Source organism: Lelliottia nimipressuralis (assembly GCF_004402045.1).
Lineage (GTDB): Bacteria > Pseudomonadota > Gammaproteobacteria > Enterobacterales > Enterobacteriaceae > Enterobacter > Enterobacter chinensis.
Genome location: NZ_SOMG01000016.1, coordinates 151,022 through 170,320, shown reverse-complemented (window position 1 = coordinate 170,320; position 19,299 = coordinate 151,022). Strand labels below are relative to the sequence as shown.

Annotated in this window: 17 protein-coding genes and 1 other RNA gene; 6 read left to right on the top strand and 12 right to left on the bottom strand. The window is 54.7% G+C overall.

The window, feature by feature from the left end; translation table 11 throughout:
* Positions 1 to 579: a YecA family protein gene (locus tag E3U32_RS10955; protein ID WP_072250677.1), complete on the bottom strand. Its 579-nt coding sequence runs from the start codon at positions 577 to 579 to the stop codon at positions 1 to 3.
* A 167-nt stretch (positions 580 to 746) separates the two neighbouring features.
* On the opposite strand from E3U32_RS10955, the gene zapA reads away from it, so the two are divergent.
* From zapA to E3U32_RS10940, 3 genes are all read left to right on the top strand, one after another.
* Positions 747 to 1,076 (top strand): cell division protein ZapA, encoded by a 330-nt coding sequence (gene zapA, locus E3U32_RS10950; protein WP_014071673.1) that lies wholly within the window; start codon positions 747 to 749, stop codon positions 1,074 to 1,076.
* Between the two features lie 41 nt (positions 1,077 to 1,117).
* Positions 1,118 to 1,301, top strand: a non-coding RNA gene (gene ssrS / locus E3U32_RS10945) — 6S RNA.
* Positions 1,302 to 1,325: 24 nt separating this feature from the next.
* On the top strand, positions 1,326 to 1,922 hold the full coding sequence (locus tag E3U32_RS10940) for a 5-formyltetrahydrofolate cyclo-ligase (protein ID WP_134348810.1): 597 nt from the start codon (positions 1,326 to 1,328) through the stop codon (positions 1,920 to 1,922).
* Positions 1,923 to 2,023: 101 nt separating this feature from the next.
* Here E3U32_RS10940 and serA read toward each other — a convergent pair whose 3' ends face one another.
* A complete protein-coding gene (gene serA, locus E3U32_RS10935; protein ID WP_134348809.1) occupies positions 2,024 to 3,256 on the bottom strand; it encodes a phosphoglycerate dehydrogenase in 1,233 nt (410 codons plus the stop codon).
* A gap of 266 nt (positions 3,257 to 3,522) precedes the next feature.
* Positions 3,523 to 4,182 carry a ribose-5-phosphate isomerase RpiA gene (gene rpiA, locus E3U32_RS10930; RefSeq protein ID WP_003860091.1) on the bottom strand — a complete coding sequence of 220 codons (660 nt, stop codon included), beginning with the start codon at positions 4,180 to 4,182 and terminating at the stop codon, positions 3,523 to 3,525.
* A gap of 127 nt (positions 4,183 to 4,309) precedes the next feature.
* On the opposite strand from rpiA, the gene argP reads away from it, so the two are divergent.
* Positions 4,310 to 5,203, top strand: coding sequence for a DNA-binding transcriptional regulator ArgP (argP, locus tag E3U32_RS10925; protein ID WP_003860089.1), 894 nt, complete (start codon positions 4,310 to 4,312; stop codon positions 5,201 to 5,203).
* Positions 5,204 to 5,251: 48 nt separating this feature from the next.
* Here the strand turns inward: argP and E3U32_RS10920 are convergent, their stop codons facing one another.
* From E3U32_RS10920 to tkt, 7 genes are all read right to left on the bottom strand, one after another.
* A complete protein-coding gene (locus E3U32_RS10920; protein ID WP_134348808.1) occupies positions 5,252 to 5,992 on the bottom strand; it encodes an oxidative stress defense protein in 741 nt (246 codons plus the stop codon).
* Between the two features lie 91 nt (positions 5,993 to 6,083).
* On the bottom strand, positions 6,084 to 6,719 hold the full coding sequence (gene argO / locus E3U32_RS10915; protein WP_021242063.1) for an arginine exporter ArgO: 636 nt from the start codon (positions 6,717 to 6,719) through the stop codon (positions 6,084 to 6,086).
* Positions 6,720 to 6,864: 145 nt separating this feature from the next.
* Complete coding sequence (locus E3U32_RS10910; protein WP_134348807.1) at positions 6,865 to 7,719, bottom strand: small-conductance mechanosensitive channel MscS; 855 nt, start codon at positions 7,717 to 7,719, stop codon at positions 6,865 to 6,867.
* Between the two features lie 186 nt (positions 7,720 to 7,905).
* The gene (gene fbaA / locus E3U32_RS10905) at positions 7,906 to 8,985 is read right to left on the bottom strand and encodes a class II fructose-bisphosphate aldolase (RefSeq protein WP_134348806.1); all 1,080 of its coding nucleotides are present in this window, start codon (positions 8,983 to 8,985) and stop codon (positions 7,906 to 7,908) included.
* Positions 8,986 to 9,077: 92 nt separating this feature from the next.
* The gene (pgk, locus tag E3U32_RS10900) at positions 9,078 to 10,241 is read right to left on the bottom strand and encodes a phosphoglycerate kinase (RefSeq protein WP_134348805.1); all 1,164 of its coding nucleotides are present in this window, start codon (positions 10,239 to 10,241) and stop codon (positions 9,078 to 9,080) included.
* A gap of 49 nt (positions 10,242 to 10,290) precedes the next feature.
* Positions 10,291 to 11,310 carry an erythrose-4-phosphate dehydrogenase gene (epd, locus tag E3U32_RS10895; protein WP_134348804.1) on the bottom strand — a complete coding sequence of 340 codons (1,020 nt, stop codon included), beginning with the start codon at positions 11,308 to 11,310 and terminating at the stop codon, positions 10,291 to 10,293.
* A 325-nt stretch (positions 11,311 to 11,635) separates the two neighbouring features.
* Complete coding sequence (tkt, locus tag E3U32_RS10890) at positions 11,636 to 13,627, bottom strand: transketolase (protein ID WP_134348803.1); 1,992 nt, start codon at positions 13,625 to 13,627, stop codon at positions 11,636 to 11,638.
* A gap of 272 nt (positions 13,628 to 13,899) precedes the next feature.
* On the opposite strand from tkt, the gene E3U32_RS10885 reads away from it, so the two are divergent.
* Positions 13,900 to 14,658 carry a M48 family metallopeptidase gene (locus E3U32_RS10885; RefSeq protein ID WP_134348802.1) on the top strand — a complete coding sequence of 253 codons (759 nt, stop codon included), beginning with the start codon at positions 13,900 to 13,902 and terminating at the stop codon, positions 14,656 to 14,658.
* Between the two features lie 210 nt (positions 14,659 to 14,868).
* Positions 14,869 to 16,137, top strand: a complete 1,269-nt coding sequence (locus E3U32_RS10880) for an OprD family outer membrane porin (RefSeq protein WP_134348801.1) — start codon at positions 14,869 to 14,871, stop codon at positions 16,135 to 16,137.
* Between the two features lie 52 nt (positions 16,138 to 16,189).
* On the opposite strand, the gene speB is transcribed toward E3U32_RS10880, so the two are convergent.
* Entirely contained in the window at positions 16,190 to 17,110 is a 921-nt protein-coding gene (gene speB / locus E3U32_RS10875; protein ID WP_134348800.1) for an agmatinase, read from the bottom strand.
* Between the two features lie 209 nt (positions 17,111 to 17,319).
* Positions 17,320 to 19,296, bottom strand: coding sequence for a biosynthetic arginine decarboxylase (gene speA, locus E3U32_RS10870; protein ID WP_134348799.1), 1,977 nt, complete (start codon positions 19,294 to 19,296; stop codon positions 17,320 to 17,322).
* Between the last annotated feature and the right edge of the window lie 3 nt (positions 19,297 to 19,299).

Sequence of the window (19,299 nt, the reverse complement as noted above, 5' to 3'; positions counted from 1 at the left end):
TTAATGTAAGGTTGGCTTGCGGACTTCCGGCGCGGTCGGCTGCGAGCGCGTAAAGTTGTCGTGGCACAGCAGTGCCGCCACACGCACGTACTCGATAATCTCTTCGAGAGACATTTCCAGCTCTTCCTGGTCTTCGTCTTCATCGTAGCCAAGCTGGGCAATGTTGCGCAGGTCGTCGATCGCTTCACCCGCTTCGCCGGTCACTTTATCCAGTTTAGGCTGCGTTACGCCCAGACCCAGCAGATAGTGGTTTACCCAACCCGCCAGCGCATCGGCGCGATCGAACACGCTGACGTCGTCGCCTTCAGGCAGATAAAGCTGAAAAAGGAAGCCATCGTCTTCCAGCGAATCGCTGATAGCGGCGTGCATTTTACGCAGCGCTTCCGCCAGCTCGTGACCAAACGCCAGCCCTTCATTCGTGAGGTCGTGGATCAGCGGCTGCCATGAGCTGTCGCTGTTTCCGCCACACAACATGCCACTGATCAGACCGTGCATTTCGGCAGAGGTTAAACCGATTCCCTGCTGGTTCAGTAACTGGTTTAAATCCTTGTAACCAGGCATTTCGTTCTGTATAGACATGAGCATTCGTCATCAAAGGGGGAAGTTTCATGATATGCTACCACTTTGGACCCTGGTGATACCAGAAAAGGGCTTGTATCTTCACATCAGGGTAGCTATAGTGTCGCCCCTTCGCAGCCCCCGGGGCAGTAAGCGAAGGCAGCGCAGTCAATCAGCAGGAAGGTGGCATGTCTGCACAACCCGTCGATCTCCAGATTTTTGGCCGTTCACTGCGAGTGAATTGTCCGCCTGAACAAAGGGATGCTTTGAATCAGGCAGCGGACGATTTGAATCAGCGGTTGCAAGATCTAAAAGAACGCACTAGAGTCACAAATACTGAGCAGCTGGTTTTCATCGCCGCGTTGAACATCAGCTATGAACTGACTCAGGAAAAAGCGAAGACCCGCGACTACGCGGCAAGCATGGAGCAACGTATTAAAATGCTCCAGCAGACCATAGAACAGGCATTGCTTGATCAAGGTCGCACTCCCGAAAGACCGGGACCAAAGTTTGAATAACACTTCTCAGTTGACTATGGTAGAGTAACTGTGAAGACAAAATTTCTCTGAGATGTTCGCAAGCGGGCCAGTCCCCTGAGCCGATATTTCATACCACAAGAATGTGGCGCTCCATGGTTGGTGAGCATGCTCGGTCCGTCCGAGAAGCCTTAAAACTATGACGACACATTCACCTTGAACCAAGGGTTCAAGGGTTACAGCCTGCGGCGGCATCTCGGAGATTCCCTCTCTTTTCTTCTACCGACTACCATGACTCAATTCCCTGAAGTTTCTGCTTCACGCCAGGACATCCGTCAGTTAATTCGTCAGCGCCGTCGTGCGTTAACCTCCGATCAGCAAGCGCATTTTGCCCAGCAGGCCGCCGCCCGTATGATGGCGTATCCCCCTGTCGTGATGGCGCACACTGTTGCCCTGTTTCTCTCATTTGACGGAGAACTGGATACCCAACCGCTCATCGAGCAGCTCTGGCGCGCCGGGAAAAAGGTGTATCTGCCGGTGCTGCACCCGTTCAGCGAAGGCAATCTGCTGTTCCTGCACTACCACCCGCACAGCGAACTGGTGGTGAACCGCCTGAAAATTACCGAGCCGAAACTCGACGTCCGCGACGTGCTGCCGCTCTCTGAGCTGGACGTGCTGATCACGCCGCTGGTGGCGTTTGATGAACAGGGCCAGCGTTTAGGGATGGGCGGCGGTTTTTACGACAGAACGCTGCAAAACTGGCAGCAGTACGGGTTGCAGCCGGTGGGTTACGCGCATGATTGTCAGGGCGTGGAGGCGTTGCCGGTAGAGAAGTGGGATGTGCCGCTGCCGGCTGTGGTGACGCCCAGTAAAACGTGGCTTTGGTAGAATTAAGCCGGGTGGCGGCTACGCCTTACCCGGCCTACATAAATCCTCGGACGTTGTAGGTCGGGTAAGCGTTAGCGCCACCCGACACCACAGACCGCACATTAGTAAAGCAGACGCGCGCGAATAGTCCCCTGAATCGCCTTCATGCTCTGCAACGCTTTCTCGGCAACATCTTCATCCGCTTCGATATCAATAACCACGTAACCCATCTGCGAATTGGTCTGCAGATACTGCGCGGCAATGTTGACGCCCTGCTCGGCAAAGATCTGGTTGATGGCGGTCAGCACGCCTGGACGGTTTTCGTGGATGTGCAGCAGACGACGGCCACCGTGCAGCGGCAGAGACACTTCCGGGAAGTTCACCGCAGAGAGCGTAGAACCGTTGTCGGAGTATTTGCTCAGTTTGCCCGCCACTTCCAGACCGATATTCTCCTGCGCTTCCTGAGTTGAACCACCGATGTGCGGCGTCAGGATCACGTTGTCGAACTCGCACAGCGGAGAGGTAAACGGATCGCTGTTGGTGGCTGGTTCCGTCGGGAACACGTCGATGGCCGCGCCCGCCAGATGCTTACGTTTTAGCGCATCCGCCAGTGCCGGGATATCGACAACCGTGCCGCGCGCGGCGTTAATCAGCAGTGAGCCTGGCTTCATCAGCGCCAGCTCTTCCGCGCCCATCATGTTTTTGGTGGAGGCATTTTCCGGCACGTGCAGGCTCACCACGTCGCTCATGTTCAGCAGGTCAGACAGGTGTTGAACCTGGGTCGCATTGCCCAGCGGCAGCTTGCTTTCGATATCGTAGAAAAACACGTGCATCCCCAGAGATTCCGCCAGAATACCGAGCTGCGTACCGATGTGGCCGTAACCGATAATCCCCAGCTTTTTACCACGCGCTTCATAGGAGCCAGACGCCAGTTTGTTCCACACGCCACGGTGCGCCTTGGCGTTAGCTTCTGGAATACCGCGCAGCAGCAGCAGCAGTTCGCCAATCACCAGCTCCGCCACGGAACGGGTGTTGGAGAACGGGGCATTGAAGACGGGGATACCGCGTTTGGCGGCCGCATTCAGGTCAACCTGGTTGGTACCGATGCAGAAACAGCCGATAGCCACCAGCTTTTCCGCCGCAGCAATAACATCTTCAGTCAGATGAGTACGGGATCGCAGGCCAATGAAGTGGGCATCACGGATGGACGCTTTCAGCTCTTCAGTATCGAGCGCGCCTTTGTGAAATTCGATGTTGGTGTAACCTGCCGCACGAAGGCTATCGATTGCTTTTTGATGCACGCCCTCGACCAGCAGGAATTTAATCTTGTCTTTCTCCAGTGATACCTTTGCCATTTACCCGACCCTGTTTTTGTCTGAACTGATGTTGTGCTGGATATGAATCCGCTGTAGCCAACATATCAAAAAAAACTATTGCAGCAATATGAACGTTTGCGTCGGCACTCTGAAGAAAAGTCATACAGAGCAAAATGTCAGAGGAAAATGCTATGGAAATTTACAAACGCGGCAGGATCGGCAAAAGAGGCGGAAAAACGTGACACAAGTCACCGAATTTAGCTTTTCAAATTTTTTTTAGCGGGGGGAGGTCTCCCCCCGTCAGATCATTTTACGATGGTTTTCACGCCGTCAGCGGTGCCAATCAGCGCCACATCCGCGCCACGGTTGGCGAATAGCCCTACGGTCACTACGCCAGGAATGCCGTTGATGGCATTTTCCAGGGCAATCGCGTCGAGAATTTCCAGACCGTGAACGTCGAGGATCACGTTACCGTTGTCGGTGACTACGCCCTGACGATATTCCGGACGACCACCCAGCTTCACCAGTTGACGGGCAACAGCGCTACGCGCCATCGGGATCACTTCGACCGGCAGCGGGAAATTACCCAGAATGTCGACCTGCTTGGAGGCGTCCGCGATGCAGATAAACTTGTCCGCAACGGAGGCGATGATTTTTTCGCGCGTCAGCGCCGCGCCACCGCCTTTGATCATCTGCATGTGGCCGTTGATCTCATCCGCGCCATCAACGTAAATCCCCAGACGATCCACTTCGTTGAGATCGAAAACGGTAATGCCGAGGCTTTTCAGCTTTTCCGTAGAAGCATCAGAGCTGGACACCGCGCCCTCGATCTGCCCTTTCATCGTGCCAAGTGCATCGATAAAGTGTGCCGCGGTTGATCCCGTACCGACACCGACAATGGTACCCGGCTGTACGTACTGGAGAGCGGCCCATCCTACTGCTTTTTTCAGTTCATCCTGCGTCATGATCGTTTTGCCTGTGGTGTGAAAACTCAGGGCGCATTATAGAACACGTCGAATGGAATTCGTCTGCCACGAAGGGAAAATTGTGTCATAGTGCAGATTAAGCAAAATTAAGGAGCCAGCCAGAGCAATGAAACGTCCGGACTACAGAACACTACAGGCACTTGATGCAGTTATTCGTGAACGAGGTTTTGAGCGCGCGGCGCAAAAGCTTTGCATCACGCAGTCCGCCGTATCGCAGCGTATCAAACAGCTTGAAAACATGTTTGGCCAGCCACTGCTGGTGCGTACCGTGCCGCCTCGCCCAACGGAGCAAGGGCAAAAGCTCCTCGCCCTGCTGCGTCAGGTTGAACTGCTGGAAGATGAGTGGCTGGGTGACGAACAAACGGGCTCCACGCCGCTGCTGCTCTCTCTGGCGGTCAACGCCGACAGTCTGGCAACATGGCTGCTGCCGGCTCTTGCGCCGGTCTTAGCGGATTCCCCTATCCGCCTGAATTTGCAGGTTGAAGATGAAACCCGTACCCAGGAGCGCCTGCGTCGCGGTGAAGTGGTCGGGGCGGTCAGTATCCAGCCTCAGGCGCTGCCAAGCTGCCTGGTGGATCAGCTCGGCGCGCTGGATTACCTGTTTGTCGGTTCAAAAGCCTTTGCCGAGCGCTATTTCCCCAACGGCGTGACCCGCGCCGCGCTGCTGAAAGCACCTGCCGTGGCGTTCGACCATCTGGACGATATGCATCAGGCTTTCCTTCAGCAAAACTTCGATCTGCCGCCGGGCAGCGTGCCGTGTCATATCGTCAACTCATCCGAAGCGTTTGTGCAACTTGCGCGCCAGGGTACGACCTGCTGCATGATCCCGCATCTGCAGATTGAGAAAGAGTTGAAAAGCGGTGAGCTGATTGACCTGACGCCGGGGCTGTATCAGCGCCGGATGCTCTACTGGCACCGTTTCGCGCCAGAAAGCCGAATGATGCGCAACGTCACCGACGCGCTGCTGGCGTTTGGGCATAAGGTGTTGAGGCAGGATTAATCGCTTGAATTCCCTCTCCCTGTGGGAGAGGGTTAGGGTGAGGGCAAATTACTGCGCCTTAGCCGCCTCAGTTTGCTGAGTTTTAGTTGGCTCCAGCTGGAACACCACATCCACCTGATCGTCGAACTGAATCGTCGGCTGCTCGTAAGTTTCCTGAGCGGATACCGGCGCCGCATCGGCCTTCATCATCCGCACCATCGGGCTTGGCTGATAGTTAGAGACGTGGTAACGCACGCTGTATACCGGGCCGAGCTTGCTGTTAAACCCGGACGCCAGCTGCTGCGCCTGGTGAATTGCATCATCAATCGCCGCTTTACGCGCTTCGTCTTTGTATTTCTCCGGTTGCGCAACGCCCAGCGACACAGAACGGATTTCGTTCAGCCCCGCCTTCAGCGCGCCGTCCAGCAAGGCATTCAGCTTATCCAGCTGACGCACGGTCACTTCAACGGTGCGCACGGCACGGTAGCCTTTCAGGATGCTTTTGCCATTCTGATAGTCGTAATCGGGTTGAGTACGCAGGTTCGCCGAGTTGATATCTTTTTTACCGACGCCGTTCTGCTCGAGGAAAGAGAGATATTGCGCAACACGATCGTCAGCCTGCTTCTTGGCAGACGCCGCATCTTTCGCAGCCACATTCACTTCAATTGCCAGCGTTGCAACATCGGGTACCGCATCCACGCTTGCGGTGCCTGAAGTGACGATGTGCGGGCCATCCGGCAGTTCACTTGCCTGCACCGACACCGCACCTAAACTTACTAATGCCGCCAGGGCCATCACTTTAAACTTCACTGTTATTCCTCCATGTTGCAAAGAGTGCCCAATAACAGGGCGCATGCCAGCAAGCTTAGCGGGTCCTGGTCAGTTGTCCATAAGACAAGGATTAGTTGAACAATTCCTGAACGTGGTGAATGCCCTCTTTTGCCAGTTGAAAAGCAATAAACCACATCACCAGCCCCACCAGGGTATTAATGATGCGCTGGGCTTTGGCAGTCCGCAGACGAGGTGCCAGCCATGCCGCCAGAATGGCGAGACCAAAGAACCAGAGGAACGAGGCGCTGACCGTGCCGAGCGCAAACCAGCGTTTCGGCTCAACGTCCAGCTGCCCACCCAGGCTGCCCAGCACCACGAAGGTATCAAGATAGACATGCGGGTTAAGCCAGGTCACCGCCAGCATGGTGACGATGATCTTCCAGCGCCCCTGCTTCATCACTTCTGCACTCGCCAGTTCGAGATTGCTACTCATCGCCGTTTTCAGGGCACCAAATCCGTACCAGAGCAGAAACGCCACGCCGCCCCAGGTAACAAGCGCCAGCAGCCAGGGAGACTGCATCAGCAATGCGCTGCCGCCAAAAATCCCGGCGCAGATCAGGAGTAAATCGCTTACCGCACACAGCAGGGCAATCATCAGATGATACTGGCGGCGGATGCCCTGGTTCATCACGAACGCATTTTGCGGGCCAAGGGGAAGGATCATGGCCGCACCTAAGGCAAGTCCTTGAAAGTAATACGATAACATGACGAAACTCTCACAGTATTGTTCTGGAAGCAGACTATACTGCGGGAATAACATTAGAGGAAATGGATAATATTAATTGGGGATTAGCTAGTCTAATAAAAGAAAAGCCCGGTGGCGGTGGCGCTTACCGGGCCTACGGGAGACGTTATTCTGCTTCTTTGACTTTTTTGACGTTTACGTCCATCTGCGGGTACGGGAAGCTGATGCCGTTAGCGTCGAAGTCGCGCTTAATGCGTTCCAGCACGTCCCAGTAGACGTTTTGCAGATCGCTGCTCTTGCTCCAGATACGCACCACGAAGTTGATGGATGACGCGCCCAGCTCGTTGAGGCGAACGGTTTGCTCTTTATCTTTCAAAATACGATCGTCTGAGGCAATGATATTGCTAATCAGCGACTTCACCTGATCGATATCCGAATCATACGCCACGCTGATAATCAGCTCGTTACGACGCACCGGCTCACGGGAGAAGTTAATGATGTTGCCGGCGATGATTTTACCGTTCGGCACCACCACGATGCGGCCATCGACGGTACGCATGGTCGTTGAGAAAATCTGCACCTGCAGCACGGTTCCGGCAATGCCACCAAGATCAACGTATTCGCCGGAGCGGAACGGACGGAAGGTCACCAGCAGCACGCCTGCCGCCAGGTTTGAAAGCGAGCCCTGCAGCGCCAGACCAATAGCCAGACCGGCAGCACCGAGAACGGCAATGACGGAGGCGGTCTGCACACCCACACGGCCCAGCGCGGCAATCAGCGTAAAGGCGATAATACCGTAGCGCACCAGAGCAGAGAGGAAGTCAGCCACCGTGGCGTCAATGTGACGGGCCAGCATCACGCGGTTAACCGCGTTCGATACGATACGCGCAACAATCATCCCGACGATGATGATGGCAATCGCCGCGACGATGTTCACGGCGTAGCTCAGCAACAATGCCTGGTTACGCGCCAGCCAGTTACCGGCGTGATTGATGCTGTCTACAACATCGAGTTGTTCCATTTATTCTTCCTTTTGTTAAACCAAAACACAAAATCCATCCCCCATGGAGACAGGCAGGTCCGTAAAGGGTAAACAAAAAGCACCGGGTTTGCCAAACAGATCACAAAAACTGCTCTGGCAGGGTATTGAAAAAGCATAAAAAAAGGCCCGCATTTGCGGGCCTTCAGATGCTGTTAGCAGCTCAAATTACAGAACGTCAACCGCGTTCAGCTCTTTGAATGCCTGCTCCAGACGAGTAATCATTGAAGTCTGTGCAGCACGCAGCCATACGCGTGGATCGTAGTATTTCTTGTTCGGCTGGTCTTCGCCTTTCGGGTTGCCCAGCTGACCCTGCAGGTAAGCTTCGTTGGTTTTGTAGTATTGCAGGATGCCGTCCCAGGTTGCCCATTGGGTGTCGGTATCGATGTTCATTTTCACTACGCCGTAGCTTACGGAGTCTTTGATTTCCTGAGCAGAAGAACCGGAACCGCCGTGGAAGACGAAGTTCAGGCTGTTGTGCGGCAGGTTGTGTTTCTTGGAAACATATTCCTGAGAATCACGCAGGATGGTTGGGGTCAGAACCACGTTACCTGGTTTGTAAACGCCGTGCACGTTACCGAAGGACGCTGCAATCGTGAAGCGTGGGCTGATTTTGCTCAGCTCGGTGTAAGCGTAATCAACGTCTTCTGGCTGGGTGTACAGTGCAGAAGCGTCCATGTGGCTGTTGTCCACGCCGTCTTCTTCACCACCGGTGCAACCCAGTTCGATTTCCAGGGTCATGTCCATTTTGGACATACGCGCCAGGTATTTGGAGCAGATTTCGATGTTTTCGTGCAGTGACTCTTCAGACAGGTCGATCATGTGAGAAGAGAACAGTGGCTTACCGGTAGCTGCGAAGTGTTTTTCACCCGCATCCAGCAGACCGTCGATCCACGGCAGCAGTTTCTTCGCGCAGTGGTCAGTGTGCAGGATAACCGGAACACCGTAGTGCTCAGCCATCTGGTGTACGTGGTGCGCACCAGAGATAGCACCCAGGATTGCAGCGCCCTGAGGAACATCAGTTTTCACGCCTTTACCTGCGATGAACGCAGCGCCGCCGTTAGAGAACTGAACGATAACCGGTGCTTTTACTTTTGCAGCGGTTTCCAGTACGGCGTTGATGGAGTCGGTACCCACGCAGTTAACTGCTGGCAGAGCGAAGTTGTTTTCTTTAGCTACCTGGAACACTTTCTGTACGTCATCACCAGTGATAACGCCAGGTTTTACGAAATCAAAAATTTTAGACATGTTGCTTAGTCCTGTATCTTCGGCCGTTAGAAAAGGTGCGAGCTCTTAAAAGCGCGCTGAAAATTGGGCAGGTTTCCCTGCCCTTGAATGGCTTACTTCTTAGCGCGCTCTTCGAGCATTGCTACTGCTGGCAGTACTTTGCCTTCCACGAATTCGAGGAATGCACCGCCACCAGTGGAGATGTAGGAGATCTTGTCAGCGATACCGAACAGATCGATTGCTGCCAGGGTGTCACCACCGCCTGCAATAGAGAACGCTTCGCTGTCTGCGATAGCGTTAGCTACGATTTCAGTACCTTTGCGGAAGTTCGGGAATTCAAACACGCCAACAGGGCCGTTCCACAGGATGGTTTTTGCGTTTTTCAGGATTTCAGCCAGTTTCTGTGCAGAAACGTCGCCCAGGTCCAGAATCTGCTCTTCATCTTTGATGTCGTTTACAGATTTCAGGGTCGCTGTTGCAGTTTCAGAGAACTCAGTCGCAACGCGAACGTCAGTTGGAACCGGGATATCACAGGTTGTCAGCAGGCGTTTTGCTTCGTCAACCAGGTCTGCTTCGTACAGGGATTTACCGACGTTGTGGCCCTGAGCGGCAACGAAGGTGTTCGCGATACCACCGCCAACGATCAGCTGGTCAGCGATTTTAGACAGGGAATCCAGAACGGTCAGTTTGGTAGAAACTTTAGAACCGCCAACGATAGCCACCATTGGACGAGCAGGTTCTTTCAGCGCTTTACCCAGTGCTTCCAGTTCGTCAGCCAGCAGAGGACCAGCACACGCAACGTCTGCAAATTTACCGATACCGTGGGTAGAAGCCTGTGCACGGTGAGCCGTACCGAATGCATCCATCACGAATACGTCGCACAGTGCAGCGTATTTTTTGGACAGCGCTTCGTCGTCTTTCTTCTCGCCTTTGTTGAAGCGAACGTTTTCCAGAACCACCAGTTCACCGGCAGCGACTTCAACGCCGTCCAGGTAATCTTTTACCAGGCGAACAGGGTTAGACAGTTTGTCTTTCAGGTAATTAACAACTGGCAGCAGAGAGAACTCTTCGTTGTACTCGCCTTCAGTTGGACGACCCAGGTGGGAGGTTACCATCACTTTAGCGCCCTGCTTCAGAGCCAGTTCGATGGTTGGCAGAGATGCACGAATACGCGCGTCGCTGGTCACTTTGCCATCTTTAACCGGTACGTTCAGATCGGCACGGATGAAAACGCGTTTACCAGCCAGATCCAGATCGGTCATCTTAATTACAGACATGGTGAATCCTCTCGTTGATTCTTAAAGTTTTGCAGACGCACGATGCGTCTTACCTGAAACCTTGAGCGGCCATTGCTAACGTGGTGTCGAGCATTCGGTTAGCAAAGCCCCATTCGTTATCACACCAGACCAGCGTCTTGATAAGGTGTGCGCCACTGACGCGCGTTTGAGTGCCATCAACAATGGCGCTATGCGGGTCGTGGTTAAAATCCACTGAGACCAACGGTAATTCCGTATAGTCAACTATACCATGAAATGCCCCCTGTGCCGCTTTTTGCAGCAACAGGTTGACTTCACAGGCTTTTACCGGTTTTTTCACCGTCACGCTAAGGTCGATTGCGGTGACATTGATCGTCGGAACTCGCACGGCAATCGCTTCAAAACGGTCTTTAAACTGCGGAAAAATTCGGGTGATCCCTGCAGCCAGCTTTGTGTCCACCGGAATGATTGACTGGCTCGCTGCACGCGTGCGCCGTAAATCCGGGTGGTAAGCGTCAATTACCTGCTGATCGTGCATGGCGGAGTGAATCGTGGTCACGGTGCCAGATTCAATGCCATACGCATCGTCTAACAGTTTGATGACCGGAATAATGCAGTTAGTCGTACAGGAGGCGTTGGAGACAATGCGGTGTTCGGCTTGCAGTTCATGCTGGTTGACGCCAAACACGACGGTCGCGTCGAGGTCGTTACTGCCGGGATGAGAAAACAGGACTTTCTTCGCGCCTGCTGCCAGATGCGCTTCGCCATGTTCGCGGTTGCCGTACACACCGGTACAGTCAAGCACCACATCCACACCCAGTTCACGCCAGGGCAACCCGGAAATGCTGTTCTCATGCAGCACACGAATAGCATCGTCACCGACAAAAAGCTGATCTCGTTCCTGGCGTACATCCCAGGCAAAGCGTCCGTGGCTGGTATCATATTTCAACAAATGCGCCATGCCCGTAGCATCCGCCAGTTCATTGATTGCCACCACGGTCATCTCCGCTCGACGTCCGGATTCATACAAAGCACGAACCACATTACGCCCGATGCGACCGAAGCCATTAATCGCTACGCGTACGGTCATAGATCTCCTGCAAAGCTATCCCTGAATCTGAGGTGGCTGAAAGAGTAATCCAGCTACGCCCGAAGGGGAATCCTTGCTGTCACAAACTGCGATTGATTGGTCAATTGTCGAACATTTAATCGACTGAAACGCTTCAGCAAGAATAAGCGAATCGGGGAATAAAAGGAATGTCTGTCCAGATGAATAAGCGAGCTATATGACTTGCGTCACATTTTCGGTGGAATAATGCCGACAAAAAAGCCGGGTGGCGCGCTAGCGCTTACCCGGCCTACTTTCGTGCTATTTGTTGGCCCGGTAAGCGTAGCGCCACCGGGCAAAACAGCAATTACAGCAGTTCTTTCGCCTTCGCGACAACGTTCTCAACGGTGAAGCCGAACTCTTCAAACAGCAGTTCCGCCGGAGCAGATTCACCGAAGGTGGTCATGCCGACGATTGCGCCGTTCAGGCCCACATATTTGAACCAGTAGTCAGCGATACCCGCTTCCACTGCAACACGAGCAGAAACCGCTTTAGGCAGAACAGATTCACGGTAAGCAGCATCCTGCTTGTCGAACGCATCGGTAGACGGCATGGATACCACGCGCGCCTTCACGCCTTCGGCAGTCAGTTTGTCCCAGGCCGCGACAGCCAGCTCAACTTCAGAACCGGTTGCGATGAAGATCAGCTCAGGCTGGCCTGCGCAATCTTTCAGCACGTAGCCACCGCGAGCGATGTTCGCCAGCTGCTCTGGCGTACGATCCTGCTGCGCCAGGTTCTGACGGGAGAGGATCAGTGCGGTTGGGCCGTCATGACGCTCAACACCGTATTTCCACGCAACGGCAGATTCAACCTGGTCACATGGACGCCATGTGCTCATGTTCGGGGTCACACGCAGGGAAGCCACCTGCTCTACCGGCTGGTGGGTTGGACCGTCTTCGCCCAGACCGATTGAGTCGTGAGTGTAGACCATCACCTGACGCTGTTTCATCAGCGCAGCCATACGCACGGCATTACGTGCATATTCTACGAACATCAGGAAGGTAGACGTGTACGGCAGGAAACCGCCGTGCAGGGAGATACCGTTCGCAATAGCCGTCATACCGAATTCACGTACACCGTAATGGATGTAGTTGCCGGCAGTATTTTCGTTGATAGGCTTAGAACCAGACCACAGGGTCAGGTTGGAAGGTGCCAGGTCAGCGGAACCGCCCAGGAATTCCGGAAGCAGTGGACCGAACGCTTCGATCGCATTCTGAGACGCTTTACGGCTGGCGATTTTAGATGGGTTCGCCTGCAGCTTAGCGATGAATTCGTTCGCTTTCGCGTCGAAGTCAGACGGCATGTCGCCTTTCATACGACGAGTGAATTCAGCCGCTTCCTGTGGGAAGGCTTTCGCGTAAGCAGAGAACTTCTCATTCCATGCCGCTTCTTTCGCCTGACCCGCTTCTTTTGCATCCCACTGAGCATAAATGTCAGATGGGATTTCGAATGCAGGGTGTTTCCAGCCCAGTGCTTCACGGGTCAGTGCGATTTCCGCGTCGCCCAGTGGTGCGCCGTGAGAGTCGTGAGTACCCGCTTTGTTCGGTGAACCGAAGCCGATGATGGTTTTGCACATCAGCAGGGACGGTTTGTCAGTGACCGCGCGCGCTTCTTCTACCGCACGTTTAATCGAGTCAGCATCGTGGCCATCAACGCCACGCACAACGTGCCAGCCGTAGGCTTCGAAACGTTTAGCGGTGTCATCAGTGAACCAGCCTTCAACGTGACCGTCGATGGAGATACCGTTGTCGTCATAGAACGCAACCAGTTTGCCCAGCTTCAGGGTACCTGCCAGGGAGCACACTTCGTGAGAAATGCCTTCCATCATGCAGCCGTCGCCCATGAACGCGTAGGTGAAGTGGTCTACGATGTCGTGACCAGGACGGTTGAACTGTGCCGCCAGCGTCTTCTCAGCAATCGCCATACCCACAGCGTTAGCAATACCCTGACCCAGCGGGCCGGTGGTGGTTTCTACGCCAGCGGTGTAGCCCACTTCCGGGTGACCTGGAGTTTTGGAGTGCAGTTGACGGAAGTTTTTCAGCTCTTCAATAGGCAGATCGTAACCAGTGAGGTGCAGCAGGCTATAGATCAGCATAGAGCCGTGGCCGTTGGACAGCACGAAGCGGTCGCGGTCAGCCCATGACGGGTTCTGCGGGTTGTGGTTCAGGAAATCACGCCACAGGACTTCGGCGATATCAGCCATACCCATAGGAGCCCCTGGGTGGCCGGATTTGGCTTTCTGTACTGCGTCCATGCTCAGCGCACGAATAGCATTAGCAAGCTCTTTACGTGAGGACATTTTAACTCCAGATCGGACTGTTAAAGGCCATGCCCTTGACGACAGCGCGTTTTGGGCTACGCCGGAAAAAAGTGCCAACAATGTAACCCAAGCGGCATGCCATGTACATGGACCATTCTTTTGCTTGTTAAGAAATCTCTGGATCATGCTCGCATGTTGCGCAATCTGCTCGCCCGGCCCTGTAGATATTCCTTATACTTAGCCCGACACCGGCTTCGCTGACGGTGCACTTTTCGGATTTTATTCAGATTAACGAGTACGGAAGCAACCTCATGAAAATGCGTGCAATAGTGCTGGCCCTGGGTACAACGCTCCTGCTGAGCGGCTGTCAGAGTATGGATTCTAACGGCCTGATGACGTCAGGCGCAGAAGCCTTTCAGGCCTATTCCCTGAGCGATGCGCAGGTTAAAGCGCTGAGCGACCAGGCCTGTAAAGATATGGACGGAAAAGCCACGCTTGCGCCGGCTAACAGTACCTACACGCAGCGTCTGAATAAGATTGCTTCCGCGCTGGGCGACAACATCAACGGCCAGCCGGTGAACTACAAGGTTTACATGGCGAAAGACGTGAATGCGTTCGCCATGGCGAACGGCTGTATCCGCGTCTATAGCGGATTGATGGATATGATGACCGACAATGAAGTCGAAGCGGTTATCGGTCATGAAATGGGCCACGTTGCACTCGGCCACGTGAAGAAAGGGATGCAGGTTGCCTTAGGCACCAATGCCATCCGCGCTGCGGCGGCCTCAGCGGGCGGTATCGTTGGCAGCCTGTCACAATCACAGCTTGGCGATGTCGGTGAAAAACTGGTTAACTCCCAGTTCTCACAGCGTCAGGAGTCCGAAGCGGATGACTACTCCTACGATCTGTTGCGCAAACGCGGTATTAATCCATCAGGTTTAGCCACCAGCTTTGAAAAGCTGGCCAAACTGGAAGCGGGACGCCAAAGCTCCATGTTTGACGATCACCCTGCCTCAGAAGAGCGTGCACAACATATTCGCGACCGTATGGCCGCAGACGGAATTAAATAATTTTGGAAGGAGGCAGATTTGCATCCTTTTTATTTCGCATGAATTGTTAACTTAACCGCACATATCGACAATGCCCTGTAAAGCCCCGCCATATCTGCACTTAACCATTGAAATGTCTGGTCACATAATTATTGCAAACGTTACTTTTTCCGGTAATTATCACCCCCGCAGTTATTCAAATTAATATATCCAGACAGAGACGTTCCCTCCGTGAAAAAAGAATTATCATTAATTGCTTTAAGCTTATTTACCGCATTATCCGCCGCTGCAAGCCAGCAATCCGGCAGCCAGGGTTTTATTGACGACAGCCATCTGGATCTGTTTTTACGCAATGCGTATATCAGCCGCGACTACCATCAGGGCCAGCAGGACAAAGCCGAATGGGGCCAGGGTATTATTGCCACCTTTGAATCCGGTTATACCGAAGGGCTGGTGGGCTTTGGGGTCGATGGCATCGCGCAATACGGCGTGCGCCTGGACGGCGGCCGCGGCAAGAGTGGCGCTGGCGGCATCGACTTCTTTAAACAGGAAGACGACGGCCGGGCAAAATCCGATCTGGCAAAGTTTGGCGCAACCGCAAAAATGCGCATCTCGAATACCGTACTGAGCTACGGGAATCAGCGTCCTGAGCTGCCCATCGTGAATGCCGACAGCTCTCGCCTGCTGTTTGAAAGCTACACCGGCGCCATGCTGACTTCAAAAGAGATCGACGGTCTGGAAATCAACGCCGGTTACTTCACCGATGAGCAGCGTAAAAGCGACGATCGCCACGACAGCGGGCTGAAGAGCCTCTCCTTCGGCGGTGCGAGCTACCAGTTCAACGACCAGTTCAGCGGCGCGCTGTACGCTTCTCATAATGAAGAGGTGATGAACAAGCAGTACCTGGGCATGAACTTCAAACAACCGTTCAGCACCGGGCAGCAGCTGGTGCTCGACTTCAACGGTTATAACTCCCGTCTTGATCAGGGTTACGCTGACAACCTCAACACGGGCCGAAGCAACACCATCTGGAGCCTGGCGGCGAGCTACATCTGGGACATTCATACGTTCAAAGTGGCGTACCAGCAGAGCAGCGGCAGCACCGGTTACAACTACGGCGGCTACCGTGACCAGGGCGGCGTGGGTGACGGCGGCAACACCATCTGGCTGGCGAACTCTTACTGGTCTGATTTCAACGGCGAAGACGAGCGTTCATGGCAGGCGTCTTACGGTCTGGACTTCGGCGGCCTGGGCTTGCCGGGGCTGAGCTGGACCACGGCCTACGTGCGTGGCGACAACATCAAAACGTCTGAAACCAGCAACGGCAAAGAGCACGAGTGGTTTAACCAGATCCAGTACCAGGTGCAGGATGGCCCGGCGAAAGACCTCAAGCTGAAACTGCGCTATTCCGTACTGCGCGTCTCAAGCAACGCCAGCGATTACAACGTGGGCGGGGACGAGATCCGCGCTTACGTGGAATACCCATTTAACGTGTTCTGAAGACAATAAAAAACCTCTCCATGGAGAGGTTTTTTTTCACATCACGTAAGGCTTATTCGCCTTTTTTCGCCGCCTGGATGTAGAGCATTTCCAGTGCCAGGGTCGCCGCGGCCAGCGCGGTGATTTCGGACTGGTCATAGGCAGGCGCCACTTCCACCACGTCCATCCCGACAATGTTCAGATCCTTCAGGCCGCGCACCAGTTTGATGGCACGATCTGAGGTCAGGCCGCCGATCACCGGCGTGCCGGTGCCTGGAGCAAACGCCGGATCCAGACAGTCGATGTCGAAGGTCAGGTAAACAGGCATATCACCGACGATCTGCTTCACCTGAGCGATGATGTCATCAACGCTGCGATCGTTCACCTGGCCCGCATCCAGCACGGTGAAGCCGTTGTCTTTGTCGAACTCGGTACGGATGCCGATCTGCACCGAGTGGTTCGGGTCGATCAAGCCTTCGTTTGGCGCGGTGAAGAACATGGTACCGTGGTCAAACTCGCAGCCGTTCGCGTAGGTGTCGGTATGCGCATCGAAGTGCACCAGCGCCATTTTACCGAAGTGCTTCGCGTGGGCGCGCAGCAGCGGCAGGGTCACGAAATGGTCGCCACCGAAGGAGAGCATGCGCTTACCGGCAGCCAGCAGCTTCTCGGCGTGCTCCTGCAGCTTTTCGCTCATCTCACGCGCGTCGCCGAAGGCGTACACCAGGTCACCGCAGTCCACCACGTTCAGACGCTCGCGCATGTCAAAGTTCCACGGGAAGCGGTTATGCTCCCAGGCCAGGTTAGTGGATACCTGACGGATCGCTGCCGGGCCGTGACGACCACCCGCACGGCCAGAGGTTGCCATATCGAACGGCACACCGGTGATGACCCAGTCAGCGTCACTGTCGTACGGCTGGAAGTTCATCGGAAGGCGTAAAAAACCAAACGCGTTAGATACCAGAGAGTTATCGTACTGATGACCTAAAGTGCTCATGTCCTGACCTCTTTTAAAGTCGATACATTAAAAACAGATGAAAAAAAATCCCCTCCGCGTCGTTAAACCCGACGAGGAAGGGATTGATTCGTAAATCGCTAATTGGGGCGAATTATCGCCGGTAATGCATACGGGTTCAAGTGAGTATAGGGCATTGCGCGGTCTGATGCCCTCACCCCGCCCCTCTCCCACCGGGAGAGGGTGGTTACCTACTCGTCTTCCAGGTAGGTGTACCCGTACAGACCCGCTTCAAACTCTTCCAGGAACTGCTGCTGCAGCGCATCATCCAGACCGGTGTTTTTCACCTGGTCGCGGAACTGAGTGAGCAGTTTTTTCGGATCCAACTGTACGTATTCCAGCATGTCCGCCACGGTGTCCCCTTCATCGGACAGCTCGATTTCCACGTTGCCGTCAGGGAAGACAAATACGTCAACCGCCTCGGTATCACCGAACAGGTTGTGCATGTTGCCGAGGATCTCCTGATACGCACCGACCATAAAGAAGCCCAGCATTGGCGGGTTCTCCGGGTCGTATTCCGGCATTGGCATCGTCGTTGCGATACCGTCGCCGTCAACGTAGTGGTCGATAGCACCGTCAGAGTCACAGGTGATGTCCAGCAGCACTGCACGGCGTTCCGGAGCGTGGTTCAGCCCTTCCAGCGGCAGAACCGGGAACAGCTGATCGATACCCCAGGCATCCGGCATAGACTGGAACAGCGAGAAGTTGACGTAGATCTTATCCGCCATGCGCTCCTGCAGCTCGTCGATAATCGGACGGTGCGCGCGGTTGCTTGGGTCGAGTTGCTTCTGCACTTCGTGGCACATGTTCAGATAAAGCTGCTCTGCCCACGCGCGCTCCTGCAGGCTAAAGGTGCCTGAAGAATAACCCACGTGAATGTCGTGCAGGTCCATCTGGCTGTCGTGCAGCCATTCGCGCAGGGAACGGCGCGTGCCCGGCTCGTGCATCTCCTGCCAGGTTTCCCACATGCTTTGCAGGGAACGCGGGGCATCGTCTGCCGGAGGCGTCGCTTCGGTAGTTTCGCTGCGCTCAACGCCGATAATGTTAGAGACCAGCACCGTATGGTGCGCGGTCACCGCGCGACCGGATTCGGTAATCACCGTCGGGTGCGGCAGGCCGTTCTCTTCACAGGCGTCGCCGATCGCCCAGATGATGTTATTGGCGTATTCGTTCAGGCCGTAGTTCACGGAGCAGTCAGACTGCGAGCGGGTACCTTCATAGTCCACGCCCAGGCCGCCACCCACATCGAAGCACTGAATATTCACGCCAAGCTTGTGCAGCTCAACGTAAAAACGTGCAGATTCACGTACGCCGGTCGCGATATCGCGAATGTTGGCCATCTGCGAACCGAGGTGGAAGTGCAGCAGCTGAATGCTGTCCAGACGACCGCGCTCGCGGAGGATCTCCACCAGCTGCAGAACCTGGTTCGCCGCCAGGCCGAACTTGGATTTTTCGCCACCGGAGGACTGCCATTTACCGGAACCTTGCGACGCCAGACGCGCACGCACGCCAAGGCGTGGCACCACGTTCAGACGTTCGGCCTCTTCCAGCACGATCGCGATTTCAGTCATCTTCTCGATAACCAGATAGACCTTGTGGCCCATCTTCTCGCCAATCAGCGCCAGACGAATGTATTCACGGTCTTTATAGCCATTACAAACGATCACCGACCGGGTCATGCCCGCATGCGCCAGCACGGCCATCAGTTCCGCTTTGGAGCCCGCTTCCAGGCCCAGCGGTTCGCCGGAATGGATCAGGGATTCAATGACGCGACGGTGCTGGTTTACCTTGATCGGATAGACCAGGAAGTAGTCGCCTTTATAGCCGTAGGATTCACGCGCACGCTTGAACGCAGCGTTAATAGAACGCAGGCGATGTTGCAGGATCTGCGGGAAGCAGAACAGTGCAGGCAAACGCTGGCCCTGCGCTTCGCGGGCTTTCACCAGTTTGGCGAGATCCACGCGCGCGTCAGGGACGTCGGGATCCGGGCAGACGCTAATGTGGCCCAGTTCGTTGACGTCGTAGTAATTATTGCCCCACCAGGCAATATTGTAGGTGCGCAGCATCTTGCTGGCTTCCTCGGAGCTCATCGCAACCTCCTGCATAGAACGTAGTACACCCTGTTCGCCCGCTGACGAAGGCGAAAAAGAAGACATGTCGTCAGACATAGC

Excerpts from the sequence above, each read along its gene's own strand:
- E3U32_RS10955 (WP_072250677.1), bottom strand. The coding sequence starts at position 579 with ATGTCTATACAGAACGAAATGCCTGGTTACAAGGATTTAAACCAGTTA.
- zapA (WP_014071673.1), top strand. The coding sequence starts at position 747 with ATGTCTGCACAACCCGTCGATCTCCAGATTTTTGGCCGTTCACTGCGA.
- E3U32_RS10940 (WP_134348810.1), top strand. The coding sequence starts at position 1,326 with ATGACTCAATTCCCTGAAGTTTCTGCTTCACGCCAGGACATCCGTCAG.
- serA (WP_134348809.1), bottom strand. The coding sequence starts at position 3,256 with ATGGCAAAGGTATCACTGGAGAAAGACAAGATTAAATTCCTGCTGGTC.
- rpiA (WP_003860091.1), bottom strand. The coding sequence starts at position 4,182 with ATGACGCAGGATGAACTGAAAAAAGCAGTAGGATGGGCCGCTCTCCAG.
- argP (WP_003860089.1), top strand. The coding sequence starts at position 4,310 with ATGAAACGTCCGGACTACAGAACACTACAGGCACTTGATGCAGTTATT.
- argO (WP_021242063.1), bottom strand. The coding sequence starts at position 6,719 with ATGTTATCGTATTACTTTCAAGGACTTGCCTTAGGTGCGGCCATGATC.
- E3U32_RS10910 (WP_134348807.1), bottom strand. The coding sequence starts at position 7,719 with ATGGAACAACTCGATGTTGTAGACAGCATCAATCACGCCGGTAACTGG.
- fbaA (WP_134348806.1), bottom strand. The coding sequence starts at position 8,985 with ATGTCTAAAATTTTTGATTTCGTAAAACCTGGCGTTATCACTGGTGAT.
- pgk (WP_134348805.1), bottom strand. The coding sequence starts at position 10,241 with ATGTCTGTAATTAAGATGACCGATCTGGATCTGGCTGGTAAACGCGTT.
- epd (WP_134348804.1), bottom strand. The coding sequence starts at position 11,310 with ATGACCGTACGCGTAGCGATTAATGGCTTCGGTCGCATCGGGCGTAAT.
- tkt (WP_134348803.1), bottom strand. The coding sequence starts at position 13,627 with ATGTCCTCACGTAAAGAGCTTGCTAATGCTATTCGTGCGCTGAGCATG.
- E3U32_RS10885 (WP_134348802.1), top strand. The coding sequence starts at position 13,900 with ATGAAAATGCGTGCAATAGTGCTGGCCCTGGGTACAACGCTCCTGCTG.
- speB (WP_134348800.1), bottom strand. The coding sequence starts at position 17,110 with ATGAGCACTTTAGGTCATCAGTACGATAACTCTCTGGTATCTAACGCG.
- speA (WP_134348799.1), bottom strand. The coding sequence starts at position 19,296 with ATGTCTGACGACATGTCTTCTTTTTCGCCTTCGTCAGCGGGCGAACAG.